This window comes from Chitinophaga sp. HK235 (genome assembly GCF_018255755.1).
GTDB lineage: Bacteria > Bacteroidota > Bacteroidia > Chitinophagales > Chitinophagaceae > Chitinophaga.
The window spans coordinates 939,153-956,784 of record NZ_CP073766.1 but is presented as its reverse complement, the minus strand read 5'-3'; the positions used below and the strand labels follow the sequence as shown (position 1 = coordinate 956,784).

At 47.1% G+C, this 17,632-nt stretch carries 19 protein-coding genes; 9 read left to right on the top strand and 10 right to left on the bottom strand.

Annotated features, from left to right (window positions below):
* Window positions 1–255 precede the first annotated feature (255 nt).
* On the top strand, window positions 256–768 hold the full coding sequence (locus KD145_RS03250) for a trans-aconitate 2-methyltransferase (RefSeq protein WP_212004475.1): 513 nt from the start codon (window positions 256–258) through the stop codon (window positions 766–768).
* Window positions 769–860: 92 nt separating this feature from the next.
* Here the strand turns inward: KD145_RS03250 and KD145_RS03245 are convergent, their stop codons facing one another.
* Window positions 861–1,481 carry an ankyrin repeat domain-containing protein gene (locus KD145_RS03245; protein WP_212004474.1) on the bottom strand — a complete coding sequence of 207 codons (621 nt, stop codon included), beginning with the start codon at window positions 1,479–1,481 and terminating at the stop codon, window positions 861–863.
* Window positions 1,482–1,785: 304 nt separating this feature from the next.
* Here KD145_RS03245 and bla point away from each other — a divergent pair, with 304 nt between their 5' ends.
* From bla to KD145_RS03230, 3 genes are all read left to right on the top strand, one after another.
* Window positions 1,786–2,541, top strand: coding sequence for a subclass B1 metallo-beta-lactamase (gene bla / locus KD145_RS03240; RefSeq protein WP_212004473.1), 756 nt, complete (start codon window positions 1,786–1,788; stop codon window positions 2,539–2,541).
* Window positions 2,541–3,461: an AraC family transcriptional regulator gene (locus KD145_RS03235; protein ID WP_212004472.1), complete on the top strand. Its 921-nt coding sequence runs from the start codon at window positions 2,541–2,543 to the stop codon at window positions 3,459–3,461. Before bla ends, KD145_RS03235 begins: the two co-directional genes overlap by 1 nt.
* 68 nt (window positions 3,462–3,529) lie before the next feature.
* Window positions 3,530–4,441, top strand: coding sequence for an EthD domain-containing protein (locus KD145_RS03230; protein ID WP_212004471.1), 912 nt, complete (start codon window positions 3,530–3,532; stop codon window positions 4,439–4,441).
* Between the two features lie 58 nt (window positions 4,442–4,499).
* On the opposite strand, the gene KD145_RS03225 is transcribed toward KD145_RS03230, so the two are convergent.
* The 4 genes from KD145_RS03225 to KD145_RS03210 are packed head-to-tail and all read right to left on the bottom strand — an operon-like array spanning window position 4,500 to window position 9,911.
* Complete coding sequence (locus tag KD145_RS03225) at window positions 4,500–5,051, bottom strand: hypothetical protein (RefSeq protein WP_212004470.1); 552 nt, start codon at window positions 5,049–5,051, stop codon at window positions 4,500–4,502.
* A 10-nt stretch (window positions 5,052–5,061) separates the two neighbouring features.
* Entirely contained in the window at window positions 5,062–6,501 is a 1,440-nt protein-coding gene (locus KD145_RS03220) for a hypothetical protein (protein WP_212004469.1), read from the bottom strand.
* 4 nt (window positions 6,502–6,505) lie between these two features.
* Complete coding sequence (locus KD145_RS03215) at window positions 6,506–9,040, bottom strand: DUF4280 domain-containing protein (RefSeq protein ID WP_212004468.1); 2,535 nt, start codon at window positions 9,038–9,040, stop codon at window positions 6,506–6,508.
* A complete protein-coding gene (locus KD145_RS03210) occupies window positions 9,033–9,911 on the bottom strand; it encodes a hypothetical protein (protein ID WP_212004467.1) in 879 nt (292 codons plus the stop codon). Before KD145_RS03210 ends, KD145_RS03215 begins: the two co-directional genes overlap by 8 nt.
* Before the next feature lie 322 nt (window positions 9,912–10,233).
* Here KD145_RS03210 and KD145_RS03205 point away from each other — a divergent pair, with 322 nt between their 5' ends.
* Window positions 10,234–10,737: an SRPBCC domain-containing protein gene (locus KD145_RS03205; RefSeq protein WP_212004466.1), complete on the top strand. Its 504-nt coding sequence runs from the start codon at window positions 10,234–10,236 to the stop codon at window positions 10,735–10,737.
* Between the two features lie 187 nt (window positions 10,738–10,924).
* Complete coding sequence (locus tag KD145_RS03200; RefSeq protein WP_212004465.1) at window positions 10,925–11,608, top strand: hypothetical protein; 684 nt, start codon at window positions 10,925–10,927, stop codon at window positions 11,606–11,608.
* Here KD145_RS03200 and KD145_RS03195 read toward each other — a convergent pair whose 3' ends face one another.
* Window positions 11,609–12,457, bottom strand: coding sequence for a metallophosphoesterase (locus tag KD145_RS03195; RefSeq protein WP_212004464.1), 849 nt, complete (start codon window positions 12,455–12,457; stop codon window positions 11,609–11,611).
* Between the two features lie 156 nt (window positions 12,458–12,613).
* Window positions 12,614–14,347 (bottom strand): hypothetical protein, encoded by a 1,734-nt coding sequence (locus KD145_RS03190; protein WP_212004463.1) that lies wholly within the window; start codon window positions 14,345–14,347, stop codon window positions 12,614–12,616.
* A 183-nt stretch (window positions 14,348–14,530) separates the two neighbouring features.
* Here KD145_RS03190 and KD145_RS03185 point away from each other — a divergent pair, with 183 nt between their 5' ends.
* Window positions 14,531–14,920: a hypothetical protein gene (locus KD145_RS03185; RefSeq protein WP_212004462.1), complete on the top strand. Its 390-nt coding sequence runs from the start codon at window positions 14,531–14,533 to the stop codon at window positions 14,918–14,920.
* On the opposite strand, the gene KD145_RS32430 is transcribed toward KD145_RS03185, so the two are convergent.
* Complete coding sequence (locus tag KD145_RS32430) at window positions 14,921–15,049, bottom strand: hypothetical protein (protein WP_256441260.1); 129 nt, start codon at window positions 15,047–15,049, stop codon at window positions 14,921–14,923.
* A gap of 60 nt (window positions 15,050–15,109) precedes the next feature.
* Here KD145_RS32430 and KD145_RS03180 point away from each other — a divergent pair, with 60 nt between their 5' ends.
* Complete coding sequence (locus KD145_RS03180; RefSeq protein WP_212004461.1) at window positions 15,110–15,313, top strand: hypothetical protein; 204 nt, start codon at window positions 15,110–15,112, stop codon at window positions 15,311–15,313.
* A 1-nt stretch (window position 15,314) separates the two neighbouring features.
* Window positions 15,315–15,677, top strand: a complete 363-nt coding sequence (locus KD145_RS03175) for a hypothetical protein (RefSeq protein ID WP_212004460.1) — start codon at window positions 15,315–15,317, stop codon at window positions 15,675–15,677.
* Here KD145_RS03175 and KD145_RS03170 read toward each other — a convergent pair.
* Both KD145_RS03170 and KD145_RS03165 read right to left on the bottom strand, forming a co-directional pair.
* Window positions 15,672–16,844, bottom strand: a complete 1,173-nt coding sequence (locus tag KD145_RS03170) for a TDP-N-acetylfucosamine:lipid II N-acetylfucosaminyltransferase (protein ID WP_212004459.1) — start codon at window positions 16,842–16,844, stop codon at window positions 15,672–15,674. The genes KD145_RS03175 and KD145_RS03170 overlap by 6 nt on opposite strands.
* A 176-nt stretch (window positions 16,845–17,020) precedes the next feature.
* Window positions 17,021–17,482 (bottom strand): carboxymuconolactone decarboxylase family protein, encoded by a 462-nt coding sequence (locus KD145_RS03165; protein WP_212004458.1) that lies wholly within the window; start codon window positions 17,480–17,482, stop codon window positions 17,021–17,023.
* Window positions 17,483–17,632: the final 150 nt, after the last annotated feature.

The window sequence follows — 17,632 nt, the reverse complement described above, 5'->3', positions numbered from 1 at the left end:
TGTTTTCTTTATCTGGTTCATTTTGTCAACAACCTTACTGACAAGACGGGCCCATAGAATTAATTTATCCGGATTGGAAGAAACTAAAAAAATGTTGTTTAGTCTTAGTTTTGGCCATATTAATTTTGAAGGGTGGTATGAGTGAAATAGCCTATGAGGTAGAGTATTCAGTTCTTACCGCTTTCAGCAATACTTTTCAGCAAATGATTAATAGCGGCCGGGTGATTTCCGGTAGCTCAAATAAAAGCGATCATCATGGAGTTACAGGATGCTATTCAGTTGATTCAGCATACATATTCACCGGGTACCTGGGCCGATCTGGGCTGCGGAAGCGGGCTGTTCACCTATGCGCTGGCCAATCTGCTGCCTGCCGGCAGTACTATCTACGCCATAGATAAATCACCGGTACACCTCGCCTCTCAGCCCAATCCGGCACACAACAGGATCATTCCCCAACAGCTGGATTTTATGATGGAAGACTTACCGGCAGCTCAGCTGGAAGGTATACTGATGGCCAACTCCCTGCATTATGTGAAAAACAAGCCGGCATTGTTGTCTCGCCTCATCAGGTATTTATCTCCCCAGGGAAAATTTATCATTGTAGAGTATGAAACGGATACAGCCAATGCCTGGGTACCTTATCCCATCAGGCTTGCCGCGCTCAAACGTTTGTTTGCGGTAGAAGGCTTTCACGAGGTGACACTACTGGGAGAAAGAAATTCCGTTTTCAGGGCAGGGAAGATGTATGCCGTAGCAATTGGCAGATGATGTGTTAAAATAACAAAAGCATGGCTATTACGGCCATGCTTTGTGTTGTGTAACAGGCAATCTATCAACCAGATTGTTTTAAGGGAAATTTATTAACGGGCACCGGCTTTTTCCAGTATAGCAATAATGGCCTTGAACCTTCTGCTGCGGGCATGTGCAAGTGGCGTTACGCCGTCTTTGTCCGCAAGGTTTACATTGCAGCCGGCATCTGCCAGCATCTGTACAATTTGTACATGGGCAGGGCCGCCATTACTGAGAATAATCGCTTCCAGCAATCCGGTCCATCCCAGGCGGTTTACATGATCGATAGGGAAGGACTTGTCCTGGAGCAGCGTTTTCACTATTTCTATATGACCCCGCTCACAGGCTGGTATCAGGGCGGTACCGCCATAACGATTGTATATGTTATAGTTAGCGCCTGCTTTTATGCATAGTTGCAGGATATCCAGATAACCTTCGGCTCCTGCATAGAGGAAAGGGCTGTTGAGTATGTCATCCTGGGCGTTCACATCGGCTCCGGCAGCTATCAGCAGTGCGGCTACCGGCGTATGATGCTGGTAGGTGGCTATCATCAGCGCAGTGCGTTGTTTGTGGTCCTTTACGTTTACATCGGCATGTGCTGCCAGTAGCTGCTTCACCGCTGTAGTGTCATTGGCGGCCGCTGCCTTGAGCAATAATGTGCTGTTGTTTTTGTCCTGAGCATTTCCATTCATAACTATCATCATTAAAATAAGCAGGATAGCGGGCCAGACAGGCCACTGAGATCGGTTCTTACTCATCATCCACAATCTTGATTTATTATTATCATCATCCTACATCACAAGTATCACAGTCCGAAATTAAACAGATCATTTCCCTTAAAAAGGTACTGATTATTACTATGATGGTACTTTTCGTTACTTGTTATTTCTGTAGCTTATAAAATCGGTTTTGCAGATTCGTGTAACTTATCTATCATTGCGGACTTAATTACCTGAAAAACCGCATCGTTCTTACACCCGATAAATTACTATAGAAATGAAGATATTTAAATATATACTCGGTGCTTCCCTGTGTCTGGGAATGCAAGCTGCCAACGCTCAGCATAAGTCAGAAGAAGCTCCTTTAAAAATCAGCCACCTGGCTGGTAACTGTTACGTATATACAACCATAGGCCAGTTGTCTGATGGCTCCCGTTATCCGTCCAATAGTATGTATGTGGTTACAGAAAAAGGCGTGGTGATGATCGATGTGCCCTGGGATACCACGCAACTGGTGCCTTTGCTGGACCAGATCAAAAAACAGCATGGCAAAGCCGTTATCGCCTGCATCGCTACCCATTTCCATGAAGATCGTACCGCAGGACTCAACGCACTCGCGGCACGCGGCATCAAAACCTATTCTACCGCCCATACCCTGAAACTGTGTAAAGATAACCACAAGGAAGAGGCCCGTTATGTCATCCCGGAAGATACTACCTTCCGCCTGGGAGATCGCCGGCTGCAGGTGTTTTATCCTGGCCCCGGTCATGCGCCCGACAACATTGTGGTATGGGTACCGGAAGACAAGGTGCTGTACGGCGGCTGCTTTATTAAAAGTACCGACGCTGCCGACCTGGGCAACCTGTCTGATGCCGATCCCAAAGCCTGGACACCTTCCATGCTTCGCCTGAAAGCAAAATTCCCGAACCCTGTTTTCACGGTACCAGGCCACGGGGAATTGAGCAACAAGGACAAAGCCTGCAACCATACACTGGAGCTGATCCAAACCTACAACGCTGGTAAAAACAAATAATGAAGCGCAGCAACAAAGGGGCACTCAGTTTCGCTATGAACGACTATATTCAGCAGCTGAATCCTGAGAATGATTTTGTGACGGCGGAAGAAAGCCTCCGGCAGTTTGCCGTCTTCAGAAGGGAAGAGGATACTACCCGTTGTGCGATGCATACCAGCCTGCATCGCAGAGGTTTTTACAAGATATCCCTCATCTCCGGTGGTACCGGCACCTTTACGATAGACGGACATCATTTCGCCCTGAAGCCGCCTATGGTCATCATTTCCAGGCCGGAGGCAGTCATGGAGTGGCAGTTGGATGAGGGGCCGCAAACCGGCTTCTATACGTTGTTTGCAGCCGATTTTTACGATGTGGGCCTGCTGCCGCTGTACCGGCTCGATAACAAACTGAACTTTGAAGGCAACTTTTATTATAAAAGTACCGGCCCCAATGATCTTTTCATTCAACAAACCTTTGCTTCGCTTTATCAGTACCGGCATCAGCCTGAAATGGCGCGGCACTGCCTGCGTTTATTGATTACAGCCATGCTGGAAACAGATTATTCCGGTGATGCACCGGTAATGCATACACGAAGTGAAAAAATAGTGAGGGATTTTCAGCTGCTGGTGCAGGAGAAGCTGGAAGGTACACAGGTGGCCGACTTTGATGTGTTTTCTGTGAAAGCATATGCGGCATTGTTAAATATAGATGATAACTACCTGGGGATCCTTTGCAGGGATGTTACAGGAAAAAATGCTTCTGTCATTATCCGGGAGAAAATGTCTGCAGAAGCCCGATTCCTGTTGCTGGGAACAGATCTTACCATCGGTGAAATAGCAGGAAGACTGTGCTTTTACGATGTGGCCCATTTCTCCCGATGGTTCAGAAAAAATATGCAGTTGTCACCATCGGCCTACCGGGAAAAGTTCCGGCACAAATAATACAATAATCCGTACAACAACAGCCTTACATCGGTTTATAGCTTTGCATGCAAATAAAACAGATAACCATGCAAAGTATAACACCCTTTACAGACAACAGGATCACCACACTCTCCATCACGCCCGTTATAAGAAGGAAGGGGCTTTCCAGCCAACAGTTCAACGATTACTGGAAAGACATCCACGGGCCGGTTTGTGCCCGCTTGCCCTACCTTGGGATGTATATCCAGCATCATATGCAAAAAGCCAATCCGGACCTGTTTCCCGCCATCACCGGCATAGAGAGGGAGGTAGATGCATCCAACGACTGGGACGGTTTTGCGGAAATAGGATTCTTTTCAAACGCCGCACTGGAACAGTGGCTGCCGCATACCACTATCCTCTTTGATGATGAAAGAAATGTTTTTGATACTACAGTAGCCTACTATTGTGATAACAGCTCCCATACGCTGAAAGACCGGCAGCAAAGCCTGGTAACCAATTATTCAGACGGCAGGAAGTTCTTCTATTATTTTATCAGCCCTGCTGATAATGTCTCACTGAAAGAAGCAGATGATTTTTTCCTGAAAACGTTTGTGAAAACCTTTGCAGACAGTGAGCAGATCAGCCGGGTGCGCTATCATATCCTGGCACCGCACGACAATACCACGCCCAATCCGCCCGCACCGGATGTTAACCACTATCTGGCTCCGGAAAAACAACACCGTTATGTATTGGAAATCTGTGCCGGCAATGTGGCTGCTGTAAAGCAACTGTATCATACGGCCGCATTTGAACAGCTGACAACCAGGATGGCGGCTTGTTTTAAGGCGGTACATGTCTTTGAAAGTGCCGGCAGGTATACGATGGCTTACGACGGACAAATCACTAATGCGGGCCTGCGGGGCGCCACCAATGATGCATTGATTGAGGCAATAGGAGCGATTAACCAGACCCGGGAAGATGTAAGGAATTTATTACTACATGGCAAAACGGAATAAGTGAAAGAGGCTGACCATCCAAGGTCAGCCTCTTTACTATGATTGAAAGGAGGACAGCTTATTCGTACTCTCCGGCATAACGCCGGATGCTGATCGGTTTTAGTTGTTTTCCTTTTTTTATGGTTGTTTTAGCAGCATCTGCATGAAGGGCATCTTCATGGGTGATGGCCACCTGTTGTAATATCCAGTCTTTGTTTTTAGGCTGATAACAGAAGGTGACAACAGAGCGGGTCCTTTCCCGGCTGCCATAGTATTGTTCAATGGTAACGCAACCATGATCGATCGTCGTTTGTACATACGGATCACCGAGGGTGCCGCCGATATCTGCGGGATAGATCAGGTCTTTATTGCGTGCAGCCAGTGACCAGTGATGGTGGCTGTCGCCGAGCAGCAATAGCAACGGACGGTCTGCCGTATCGGAGGCAGGTGTCTTTTGTTGTAAAACAAGTACCAGGTCGGGGATATTGTCTCCGTTCAGGTCGCCGCTAACGCTATCCCGTACTTCATAACCGGTTGGTATAAACTTTTTGATGTCGTTGCCGGAAGCTGGTTGCTGCGCGCAGGCGGCTGCACCGCTCAGTAATGACAGGAAAAAGAACAGTTTCTTCATGCTGCTGGTTTTATTTTTTAGGCGCCGGTTTGCCAGGAGCTGGTTTGGCCGGAGCATCTGTTTTTTTGTCTGCTGGTTTATCTGTTTTTTTATCACCGGCCGGATCTCCCCCAAATTCATCCAGGATTTCCTGGCCTTTGGGGTCACTATCTACGGTAATACCATCGGTGTCAAATTTCTTTGTTTTTCTGTTGAAAGCATAAACTGTTTGTGAAGAGGCCATTTGCTTTAAGGCTGCTTTTAGCTTCGTTTTTTTCTTTTCGTCTTTTTGGTTCTCCAGCAAATATTTGTAGTGATCATATACTTTCAGTTGTTCTCTTCCTTTCAGAAGCTTATCGTACCGGTCTTTGGTGCCGTTGTTGCCACCATTGATAACATTGGTGACGCCTGCAAAGTTTTCCTCATCTGATTTGACCTCCAGCTTGGAACTGATTTTATAAGTACTCCAGAGCCATACAGCGCTTTGTACTGCGTATTTGGGATCTTTTTTATCACTCAGCAGGTCAGAGTTGCAGGTTTTAACGCCTTTTTCTTCCTTGCTTTCGGTAAAATCGATGGTGCTTTTTTCTTTGTTGAAACCGGTGTTCTTGGCAAAAGTGGTAAACGACTCATAAGCCGGCTTATGGGTAAGCTGGATAATACCATGTCCACGGAAGTTGTAGCCGTCGTCACTATCTTTGTCGTTACCATCCCTGCCACCGTATTTTCTGTTGCCGACCACTCTTTCATCCGCCTTGTGTTTCTTCAGCTCGATTTCTATCTTACTTTTTCCGTCGCTGCTGGTTAACTTGGCTGTGGTTTCCTTGTTGGTATTGCCGTAAATATAGGCCGGATTCAAAGAGTAGTCCTTGTATTGGTCGGCCGCGGGGGCGGCCGGTTTGGCGTCCTTTGCATCCTTGGCTCCTTTGGCGGCCTTGGGTGGAGCTACCGAAAAGTAGTCCTTGTATTTGGTGAGATTACTGTCGGTGAGGGTAATGTATTCATCTTTCTTGAAGTAGCTTAACAGGCTGGAAGGCCGGTAGTTAAGGTCTTCTTCCAGTACCGTGAAACTGCCGGATTCATGAAGGGCCTGGGCTATAAAATGAGCTTTCCGAACACAGGTGTCTATCTTATGATCAGCTTTGTAGAGGTTGAGATATTCCAGTATTTTGCTGACCAATGTTTCATTTTTGGCATCGATGGTGGTAATGGCCTTGATCTGGTCCAGCGTGATATCCTCTTTGCAGTGGGGGCATTTGGTATCATCTTCCGGTTCTTCTTTCTCATTCACAGCGGAACCATCATACTGTTGATCTTTAGCATCCTTTTTTTTGCCGTCTTCTTCCTTGTCGTGCAGGCCGTTGAAGTCGGCATCATAGCCGTCTTTATCGGCATCTGGTATGGCGCTCGGAATCTCTTCCGGGGCATCCTGGGGGCGCTGTGGGTCCGGTTGCGGGTTAATACGGGCCATGGTGTTATTTCTTTTGCAGTAGTTTAATGATAGCCTGTGCGTTGACAGCGCCTGTTTTATTGTATTGGCGGACCACAAGGTTCGACCGTACGATCTCAAGTGCTGTTAGTTTTTGCGGTTTGCCGCCATCTGTCATATCATCTGCCTCATAAAACCAGGTGGTACGCTGATTGGTGGGTGTGCCTGCCGCCAGCTGTTTTTTTACAGCCACCGGATCGTTGACGTATGCGCTGTAATGCAGTAGACTAAAGCCTGCCTGCTGATACAGCTTGTAATGATATTTTTCCAGTATTTCCAGTTGACGTAGAGAGATGGTGTAATTCTTTGCGTACTGCTGCCGGATGGCATCCGTAACACCGTTGGTACCGGCGCCCTGTTCCAGCAGATAACTCAGCAAACCCACCGGACAGTTGCCCCGCAGGGCCGCCGCCGCAAAATGATTGTCTTTGGCAGCAGCAATATTAAACCGGCTTTGCTGTACGATAGCTTTGAACTGGTCTGCTGGCGGAGCTATCAGCAGCAACAGCTCCAGGTCTTCGGCAACAGGATGATAGCCGTGGCGTATCAGCATCAGCGCATACCTTCCCTGTTTCTGTTTGATCCGTTCGTAACTGTTTTCTCCTTTACTGTCATCGAAAAAATGATTGTCCGGATTTTTGTTGTAGTCGATGATGTAGGTAAAGGGAGTATACCGTTTGATATGGATGGGGAGATTGCCCAGATCACTATAGCGGACGCTGGTATCGGGTAATATGACTGTATTGGGATTATAGCCTTTGGAGAGCAGTTTTAGCACCTGTGTGCTATCGCCGCTGTCGATGACTTTCATCCAGGCGTTGGCGGTATCGGCAGACTGTAAGCGGTAACCGGCTATTGGCGCTGCCCACACAGGGGTGTGGGAGCTAAAGCAGAGTTGCAACAGTATCAGCAGCAGTACAGATTGTACCACTCTTGGCCATAATGGATGGGCGGGGTGTTGTAGCCGTTCCTGCATGTCATGTGGCTGGGCCCCGGGTTGTTGCTGACCTGGTTGCCCCGGATGTTGTTGCCCTGGAAGCTGCTGTGCTGGTGGCTGTTGGGCAGGCGGTTGCTGTGCGGGTGCAGGTTGTGCAGCTGCGTTGGTCCGTTTCTGTTGGGTGGCCTGTTGCCAGGGTTCGTATATCTCTTTGGCTTTTATTTCCGGCAGTGGGTCTACTTTCACAAAGAACAACGCTTCTTCTTTTTCATCAAACTTTTTCTCCGCTATTTTGCCTGTACCTTTCTGGACACGATAGATGTAGGCCAGTTCAGGGATTTTCTCAATCAGCTTGTTGTTCAGCTGTGTGAAATATGCGCTTTTGCCGCCGGTGAGTGCCTGGAAATAACCGCCTTTGCCATCGCGGATACCCAGGCAGCCTTCAAGGTCTGCAGAAACAAACGGGTCGATGGAAACACCGGCCCTGGAAACATCCTGGCGGGTCTTGGCTTTTACGATGACTAGCCCGCTGGTATCTTCCTTGTCCAGCACCACCCTGAAACGGGGTGTACTGGTAACGGTGTAAATCAGGCTATAGTATTCAGGTTGACCGTTGATGCCGGTAGGAGGCACCGGACCGCCCTGTTTCATATAGTCGGTATTGTTATCCCGGGTATGCCGGGCTGTTTCCAGCATGAGCGCTGCGTTACCATGGCTGTTGCCCGCGATGTCCTGTTCCACCTTCTTCTTGGCATCGCCTGCGTTCTCACCTTTGTAAACATAGAGTTTGTAGGTAGGGTAGGCGTTGGTAAAAACGCCGTTACGGAGATAAAGCGGGTAGGCAGAATGCAGCTTCTCGTCGTTCGAAGCGAGCTTGTTGCCGTAATCTGCAGGTTGGGACACGCCTTTTTTATAGGTGGTCTGTACGCCTTTGTCGTTGGTATGATAGGCGATCGTATCGTTGTCAGGGTCTGCCTGTAATTGTTGGATGATAGCGTCTGTAAGGGTAGCCTTTTTAAAGGTTTTGCCTTCCAGTTTGTACCATAGGTCGGCTTCCGGCACATCGTTGTATACTTCGTTGCTGGCGAGCCATACCACCTCTTTGTTTTTCACTTCCAGCGGTGCTACGATGGGCAGGTCCTGTGCAGGGGGGTCGATGTTCTGAACAGTGGATTTCTGTTTGCCGCTGGTGATGGTGATTTTGCCGCCACCAGCAGAACACTGGTTGGTAGACCGTTCCAGGAGAAAATGGGCCTGGTCGCCGAGGCTGACATCAGCCGCCAGGTCCTGCCACTCCATCAGCGCCGGCTGGCAGGGATTGTTTTTCTGGGAAGAACAGCTGCCGAAGTTAGGCGTGATGGTTTTGTCTTTGGCCGTGGCTTTCAGGGTATCCTGCAAATATACGCCGGGGTTGGACGTCACTTTCAGTTTGCCGGGATTACTGCCGCAGGTGCATTTCACTTCAGCTAGGTCGCACACATATTTATTGCCCGTGGTGGCGGGCTTTTTCTCTTCTTTCTTCTCCTTGTCTTTGCCTTTTTGCGGGTCCTGTTTTTTAGCTTTGTTCTGGGGATGTTTAGGCATTGTATGATGGTTCAATGGTGTTAATATGAAATCTGCATTTGCGCTGCCAGGCATCTCCGATGACAATATTGTATTGCAGGAGGGCCTTTTGTAAGATGCAGGTGTCGTGCTCCAGGTTGTAATGGCCGGAATACCGCTGTAGTAGCAGGTCTGTATCCTCATTTTCAGCCAGTGACAGGTCGTGGTAGGCGAAGTGTCCGATGGCCGTGGTGTCCAGCCTGTTTTCGTCGATGTTGCCGCCGATGTCTACCTTGATACCTTCTGCGGTATTTTTGACGGTCCTCAGTTCCTGTACTGGCAGGGCGGTATTGCCAAAAAGCGGGACGATGTCCCTGTTTTCGGTTTGTTGCCCCGTATAGCCGTACCGGATATGAATGCGGTTCATGAACAGACCATATAGATTGTACTGCAGCAATGAGGCGGTGAGGGCCTGTTTGTTCTGCATCCTGTTATCATAACCTTCGGTAAACCGCTGTATCTCTGTGCCTTTGTAGTCGTTCCACAGCTTCTCCTTTACGGCAGTCCATCTGTTCCGGATATCGTTCCAGTTGGCAAGTGTAACCGTGCCCGTAGTTTCCTGGAGGTGAAAGTGTACTTCCTGCGTAACACTGCTCACGGCCTGGATGATGTATTCCAGATGAGAGGAGCGGTGGTCCAGCAACATTTTCTCACGGTGAACGCTAAACGAACAGAAAGATAAACCGGAAGGATCGGCCGCAGGAGCGTATTCCATGTCCAGCTCGCGGGTAAACTCGTTTTCAGTGGTCTGTTCGTGTATTCTCGTATAGCCAGCCATCGTAAAACGGTAACTGCGCCGGAATTCCTCTTTCAGGCGAAGGTCTGTATTGGTTAATAGTAAAGATGACATCATCTGCAGCGTTGGTTTTTACAGATAATATTATCATACATAAATGCATGAAATGCCCTTTGGGTAGAATCAGGTGCCCTGCCAGTAATAAATGGGGTGGCAGTGCGGCTTTTCAGAATGGTTAATGCCATGGTGCTTTAATTTCCAGGTTAACGGGTTGCCATTGCTCCACTTTAGCAGGATGGCGAACTATTGGTTTAGTGAGATGAAAATACAGCTTTTTTTACAAAATAAAATTTGCGCAGGGAAGTGCTTGCATTTATATTGCAAGTACCCCCCTGGACAACTATCTTCAAAAAGTACAAAGGGATAAAAAAACTACACAATGAGCCATACCACAGACATGCCGGCCCACTTCAGCCTGGTACACACGTTTAAAGCTCCGAAAGAGCTGGTGTTTAATGCCTTCAGTAATGCAGATGCCCTGAATCAATGGTGGGGACCTGTAGAGAGCAAAAACAGTGTGGTGAGCCTGGATTTCAGGCCTGGTGGTATTTTCCATTTCAGGATGGAATTCAGTAACGACGAAGTAGCCTATGGCCGCTTCCTGTACCGCACCATCCAGCCATGCGACCTGCTGGAATTTACCAATGCTTTTGCGGATGACCAGGCCAGGGTTGTGAAGCCTCCCTTTGAAATACCTTTTCCGCTGGAAATTTTTTACCGACTGGAATTCAGGGAGGAAAACGGCCATACTGTGCTGACCCTCACCGGACAACCAGTAGACCCTGAACCGGAAGAAATGGCCTCTTTCCTGAATATCAACCGTAGCATGCAACAGGGCTTCAACGCTACATTCGGCAAGCTGGCCGCTTATCTCCGTCAATAAAACAGTTATCCATCATATCCCTTCCTTTACCATCCAACCTGCTGGTTATCCTGATCGTTAAATGCGCGGATATCTCAGCTATTATTACTATTATCGTTTTTTAAAACAGTGTCCCTGTATCATCTGTGCTTTAAAATAAGACTGTACAAGAGCAAATTGTCAACTAATACATTTAATCTATCATTCCATGAAGAAATTGTCCCTTATGGCTATTATGAGCGTAATAGCTATGGGCAGCTATGCGCAAAAAAGAAACTATGTGCCTTACTTCAGGTTTGCCATTAATGGTGGTTATAGCTACCGCCTGGGCAAAGTAGCTTCCGATATTAACGGAGAAGCCAGAAGTTATATGCAGCGGCTTAAATCGGGTTTTAATGTGGGGGCAGATGCAACCTATTATTTTAATTATTCATTTGGCACAGGCATTAAGTATGTCCGTTTTCAGTCTTCCCGGAGCGCTGTAATTCCGGTGGTCGTGGAGGGCAGTAATATGAGGACCAATGTGATGGATAATATCTCCATTAATTTCATCGCGCCAACCTTTAGTGTACAGTCATTTAACGCCTCCAGAACACAGTACGTATACATCAATTTCTCTGTTGGGTATCTGGGGTTTCATGACAATGGCTGGGTATACCGCAACAAGGTGATATTGAATGGTGCAACTGTTGGTATGGGCATTGGCATGGGCTACGATGTCCGGTTAACCCGCAAACTGTTTGCCGGCGGCCAGCTTGACCTTATCGTCGGAGACCTGAAAAGCTATACCCGTGAAGACGGTAACAGCAGGGTGCGCGTAAACCTGGAGGGCGAACATAAAGAAAACCTGTCGCACCTGAGCCTTGCATTTGGGCTTCGACTGGATATCTGATCAGTCTTTCCAGTTGAACCGGGTCAGCTGGTTAGTGAATTGTTGTGACGCCACCTCCAGCTGAAAGTCATTTTCTCCTTTTTTTTCAAGGATAATCATAGACCCTTCAGGCAGGATGCCGCTGTGGCCGTACTCCAGCTCGCTGATTTTAACGGATTGGGTAATGCCGTTGTAGTCTGTTTCCTGCCTGAATGGTTCTCCCGTATGTCCGTAGAAGTGATAACGGAAGATTACATTGTCCAGCACCTCCCGGATGGCTGCCATGCCATATCCCCGCTCATTGCTGTCATCTTTGTCGTGGGTAATCAGTACATCAAAATGCTGATTGGTTTTCAGCAGTTTCCTGATTTCCTTCTTTTCATATTCCTGTATAAAACGTTTGTCTGTTCTCCCTTTCTGGTCACCGATACGGCCGATCCCAACAAGATGCAGTACTTCATCACCTTTCCGCAACTCCTGTCTTACACCTGACCTGCATACAAACACCCGTTTGTAAACATCAATTGGAAAACGGGACAGCTGTCCGTTTTCTTTTTCAAGCTGGTCGAGGTAGTCGTGGTCTTCATGATTACCCCGTACGCAGATCATGTCTATATTCAGTTTGTTGAGATAGGTTTGTATGGCAGGGTTTACATGGGTGAAATAGTCATGAAACCCAAGTTCGTCACGGTCCTGCTGCGCATGTTTGAGGGTGGCTTTGTCGAGGTTGTCCAAACTGGGGTAGGCGCCAATATCGCCGCACTGTAATATAAAATCTATTTTCCTGCCAGTCTGCTGCTGATATAGGTCTGCGAGTTTAAAAGGCAATAGAATCTTTCCATGGATATCCGCAAAAATAGCTAGTCTCATGACTGCAAATTAAGAAATGTGCTAAAAATACATGCCTGAGTGATTTACCAGGGGCCATAACCGGTTTGAAAATGATGAGATAGATCCGGAAAAGACCTTGCTACGGGAGGCACAAGAATATCGCCGGAAGCTGGCTGACCAGCTCCCGGCAATTACTTATAGCAGAATGTCTATGTCTACGGAGGAAAAATACCTTGGTAGTTCATGGGGAGAAACCACCACGCCATAGCGCAGTTTGAGTGGAATGAGATATTGCAGTGGTATACGTACCCAGCTCTGCATCGATTGTATGTTGATATTTACCAGCGATGACCATTGCAGCCCCACAGACGGCACAAAAACAAAGGCAGTGCCTCCGGAAGTGAACTGGGCACCGGCTTCCACATAACTGTAAATGCCGATAAATCGTTTATTGCTCACCCAGTAGTCAAAATTCCCTTTGATGCCGGCTCTCACCTGTTGTGCTGCGGTGGTGAGTCTTTCTGAATTATCATCCTTGAGGTTGGCAAAACTGCCGCACACCGTATAGCCGAGCCAGCGGTCCAGCTTTCCTCTTTTACCGCCATCACTGTTATAATCAAAACGTTTGCTGAAATTACCGGCGTTGATCCTTATTTCAGGTCCTCTGAGGTAGTGTTCACTGAAGAATCCACCTAAGACACCTACTACCAGTGAATTACCTACGCGGCTACGGATAAAGTCGCGGTAGCGCAATGGTTCATTGGCTTTCCGCATGGCAGCGGTAATGGTGGTCGGATCTTCAAAAAGCTCGTTCATGTTGGAGTGGTAGGGGATGGGTACCCATTGCAGACTGGGAATATGGTAAATCAGGTACAGCGGCTGTTTGTTGCGGTCGTCCGGAATACTGACCAGAAAAGGGGTAAAAGCCACATCTCCGGCGCCGCGCTCAAATGCGGCAGACAGGTCCTGTAACGAAAGGTTCACCGCTTCTATGATCCTGTTAGCCTCGGGAGTATACGTAGCATAACGTATATCCAGCAGCGTAGTAGCCTTTTTCCATTTGTCGTGAGGATTGTTGAACTGACCATCACCATAGGCATGCCATATTTCACCTTCCCGGTTAACTACCGTAGTGCCGTTGGCAGAATAAAAATCATGCAGGGACTTGTTGTTGGTAACAGATTGGAATATAGTCCTGTTAACTACCAGGTGGCCTGCAGAAAACGCATCTTCCAGAAAATGGTCCGCAAAACCATTGAACAGGATGGCATAAAAGAATAGTTCCTGTGCAGCTGCCGGATCTTGTTTGCTCATCAGCCCACTCTGTTCGGCCAGGTCAATAGCCAGTACATGCAGCGTGACGTACATATTGACCGCATTGGTCTTGCCCAGTTTGTTAAAGATGCTATCTACCAGAGAAGGGTTTTCACATTTTTTGATAGCTGCTTTATCAAAATGACGCAGCTGCTCCTTGAAGCCTTTGCGATACTCATAAAAGTGGGACATATTGACCGCTGCTTTCAAGGCATAACTGAAGTCAAGTTTGGATAACTTACCATCCGGGGCAGCGGTATAACCCATTTTTATATACTGTTCATGCAGCAGAATGATCCGTTCCATAACAGAACTCTTGTATCGCAGCTGTTCTTCCAGCATCAGCGGGTTACGTTCATGGTCGCCGCTAAGCCCGTTTAATACGCCGTAGGATATACGACATCTGTCTTTACCCGATAGCCCTCCGAAATAATAATGGCCTTCCCCGTCATCCTGTACGTCGAGATAGCGCAACAGCAGGGTCTTGTTGTTGGATATGGATTGGATAAACCGCAGAAAGGCGGCATCTCCGATGAGCTTGTGCTCTCCGTAGTTGTAGGCGAACAGATAAGAGGATAACAGGGTCAGTGTAATAATGATAGTAATCCTTTTCATGCATTGGGTTATAGGTTGATAGATGCATGTGAACAGTTACGGGAACGGGGCGCAAAATAACTTTTTTTTGATAATAGTCAAGTGAAATTTAAAACTTCTTACATTATCTGAGGGACGGACTGCAATCAGTGTGCAGTCAATGTTTTGGGTAGAATTTTTATCTTACACACCGATTGTTTCAGTATGAAAAAAAAGATTCGAAAAATAGTCATCGAAAATAATACCTATCTGTATCGTACCCTGCAAAAGCAGATAAGACCGGATTTAAGCCGGTTTATCCTCAGGGTATTCCTCGAACACGCTCGGTCAAACCCACTGGTGATTGAGTTTCTGGTTAGAGAAGGATATATTACCGGCAATCCCCTGAATATGGGTGTAATGTTGTTTAATTACAAAACACAAGGCTACTGTTATCTTAACATGAACTATCCCCGATACATCCGGGAAATGATTTTGCTGGGTCTTAAAAAAGGATGGACAGGCACCAGCTTACTGAATGTGCCGGATGGTATTACCTGGCTGCAGGAGCTTGGATTTGATACTACAGATCTGGTGCCGGTCACATCCGGGTGATTATTCCGCTTTCAGATTTTTAACCGGATTGGCAACAGCCGCTTTTATCGCCTGATAACTCACAGTACCCAGCGTGATGATGCTGATAGTCAGCATGGTGATCAAATAAACATCTTTTAAAATTGTCATTTAAAAGTTAGTGCAATCATTTAAATAAAAATTAGTACATTTGGCCTAAAATAGAAAACAATGAGCGAATACACCATGAACAACGAAGAAGAAAAAGAAGACAAAAAATCTTTTATCCAACGGTTAAGAGACAGCGTAATACCGATTAAGCCGGAAGACTCCGCCCCTGTAAAAGTGATGAAACAGATTGGGTTTGCGGCTTTCCTGGCGGTAGCCGGTGTGGTGACTGCGCTGCTGGCAATAGCCATATCATTTGCACTGTAATATGAAGAAGTTGCTCTACATGGGAGTAGCCTGTGCTTTACTTTGGCTGCTTGTACATGTGCCGCGCTGGTATGGTCAGCCACTGCCGTATGTGAACGGACATCTGACCGACTTTATCGCCGTACCGCTCATGGCGCAGATCTGCCAGGTGGTAGTACAGCGCTGGATAGCAAAAGACAGCAGCTACCAGCTTCCGCTGGCATACATACTGTTTATTGCAGTTTATGTGTCTGTAGTCTTTGAGTGGATCATGCCACGTTATTCTCCCCGTTATGTGGGCGATTGGCTGGATGTGGCGGCGTATTTCTCCGGCGCACTGTGTTATTATGTTACCCAGCTTAAGAAAGCTGTACCGGCATCATGATAACAATTCCTTCAACACCTGCATTTTTTTTCCGGTGTCAAAGATGGTTTCCATACGGACAATGTCTTTGGCTATTTCCTCCGGAGCGGTCGCGGTTTTAAACGCATCAAAGGTCATGTTGGGGACATTGGCCACATCGTGAACATTCACATCATATCGTTTGAAGAGCTGATAAACAGAACTCTTGTGATGCAGGAAAAGTTTTTTACCCCTGTAGAGCATAGCCAGGGTATTGCCTACGGCCTGTGAACGGTAATGGGGCATAAAGGCAATATCTACCTCGTCCAGCAAACGGTAGTAGTCGTCCCTATTCATAAAGTCACGTAGGGCGTTCACCTTCTCCCGGCCAAACATGGCCACAGCCTTCTGTTCTACCCAATCACCATATTGCCGGCTACCATAATTCAGCGGAATCACCAGTTTGATAGGCTCGTCTTTAAACTTCGCCAGTGCCTCCAGGGCTTCCAGATGGTTGTTGGTGGACGTGGCGGAATTACCCAGCAGGATAGTGGTTACTCCCGGTTCTTTTTTCGTATAAGCCACCCCGTTATTGTCCGGCTGCGGATTCACATTATAAAAGAAATACTTCAGGGTTACATTGGTGGTATAGTGTTGATGTATCCACTGGTGATCAATCTCATTCCAGTTCAGGAAAAAGTTGAGCCTTCTGAAAAACCTGTCCCGTTGTGTAGCAATATGACGTTCTGATTTCGGATATTTTATATAACGTCTCTTGAAGGTTTTAAACAGCAGCTTTGGTTTTAAAAGATTCCATTCCACTTTGGTCCGCTCTTCTTCCCGCTCAAAATACTTAAGTGTTTTAGGTCCGTAAATAGTGCGTTTGAAACGGGAGAAAGGAATCTCCACAATGTCACCGCCCCAGAAACATACACCTGCCGGAACAGCTTCTGGTAAAGAAAGAACGAATGCCACCGCAGATTCGGATAACCAGTGTATGAAAACTTTATCGTTGGCACCAATGCCTTTTACCAGCTCCTGAAAGGCAGGAGTGTGATAAGGCGCAAACCTCGCCAGTGGCGACTTTACATGGGCAGCCTGTTCAAGGTGCTGGTCAATGATGTAAATATTGTTGCCCGGCGCGGCTTTTTCTGCATCTGTAATAAAGTCATTGATAAACTTATCGTCTATCATCAGGTGATAATTCATACTACTGATTATATTGGTGGCCCCCGCAAAGCTTTACTGACATAGGGAAGCAACAAATATAATCAATTTTCCCAGGACTAAAGTCCTGGGCTAAATTCGAGGGCCAGGGCATTGCCAAAATCTAAAGCCCGGAGTTTTATAACCCCGGGCTTTAGCACCAAATATAGCCCAGGACTTTAGTCCTGGGACTCATGTTGTCCAATCTCGTAAGTGCCGGGCTCCGTCCGGAAAGCCTTGTTCAGCTTGTTCCAGGTGCCAATGGCAGCAACTGACAATGTAAGGTCTGCAATCTTTGCCTTGGAATAAAAAGCAGCCAGATTGTTGAACACTTCATCGCTCACATGACCGCTGTTTACTGCTTCGGCATATGCCAGTACAGCCTTTTCTTCTTCAGTATAATACGGACATTCCGGCCATGCTGGCAGCGAATGCAGGCGCTGCTCTGTTTCTCCCAGATGAATAGCATCCTTGTGATGCATGTCCAGACAATAGGCGCAACCATTGATCTGGGAAATACGGTAGTGTATCAGCTCCATCAGTTTGCGGTCGAGCTCTGAGTGGCGGAGGTAGTTACCAGTTTTGAACAGTCCGTCCATAAAGCCTTTATTGATGTCAGCGAAGGTTATTCTTGTTTCCATTTGTATTGATTTTATATAGTGAATGATGTTTGATTGTGTTTGTAATGATGACAACTCACTTTTTTCATTTGGGACAAGAATTTTATATTTTTATTTTTGTAATGTAAATTGAGTTTATAAAGTGGGGATTGTGCTATTTTCGTAGTCTTA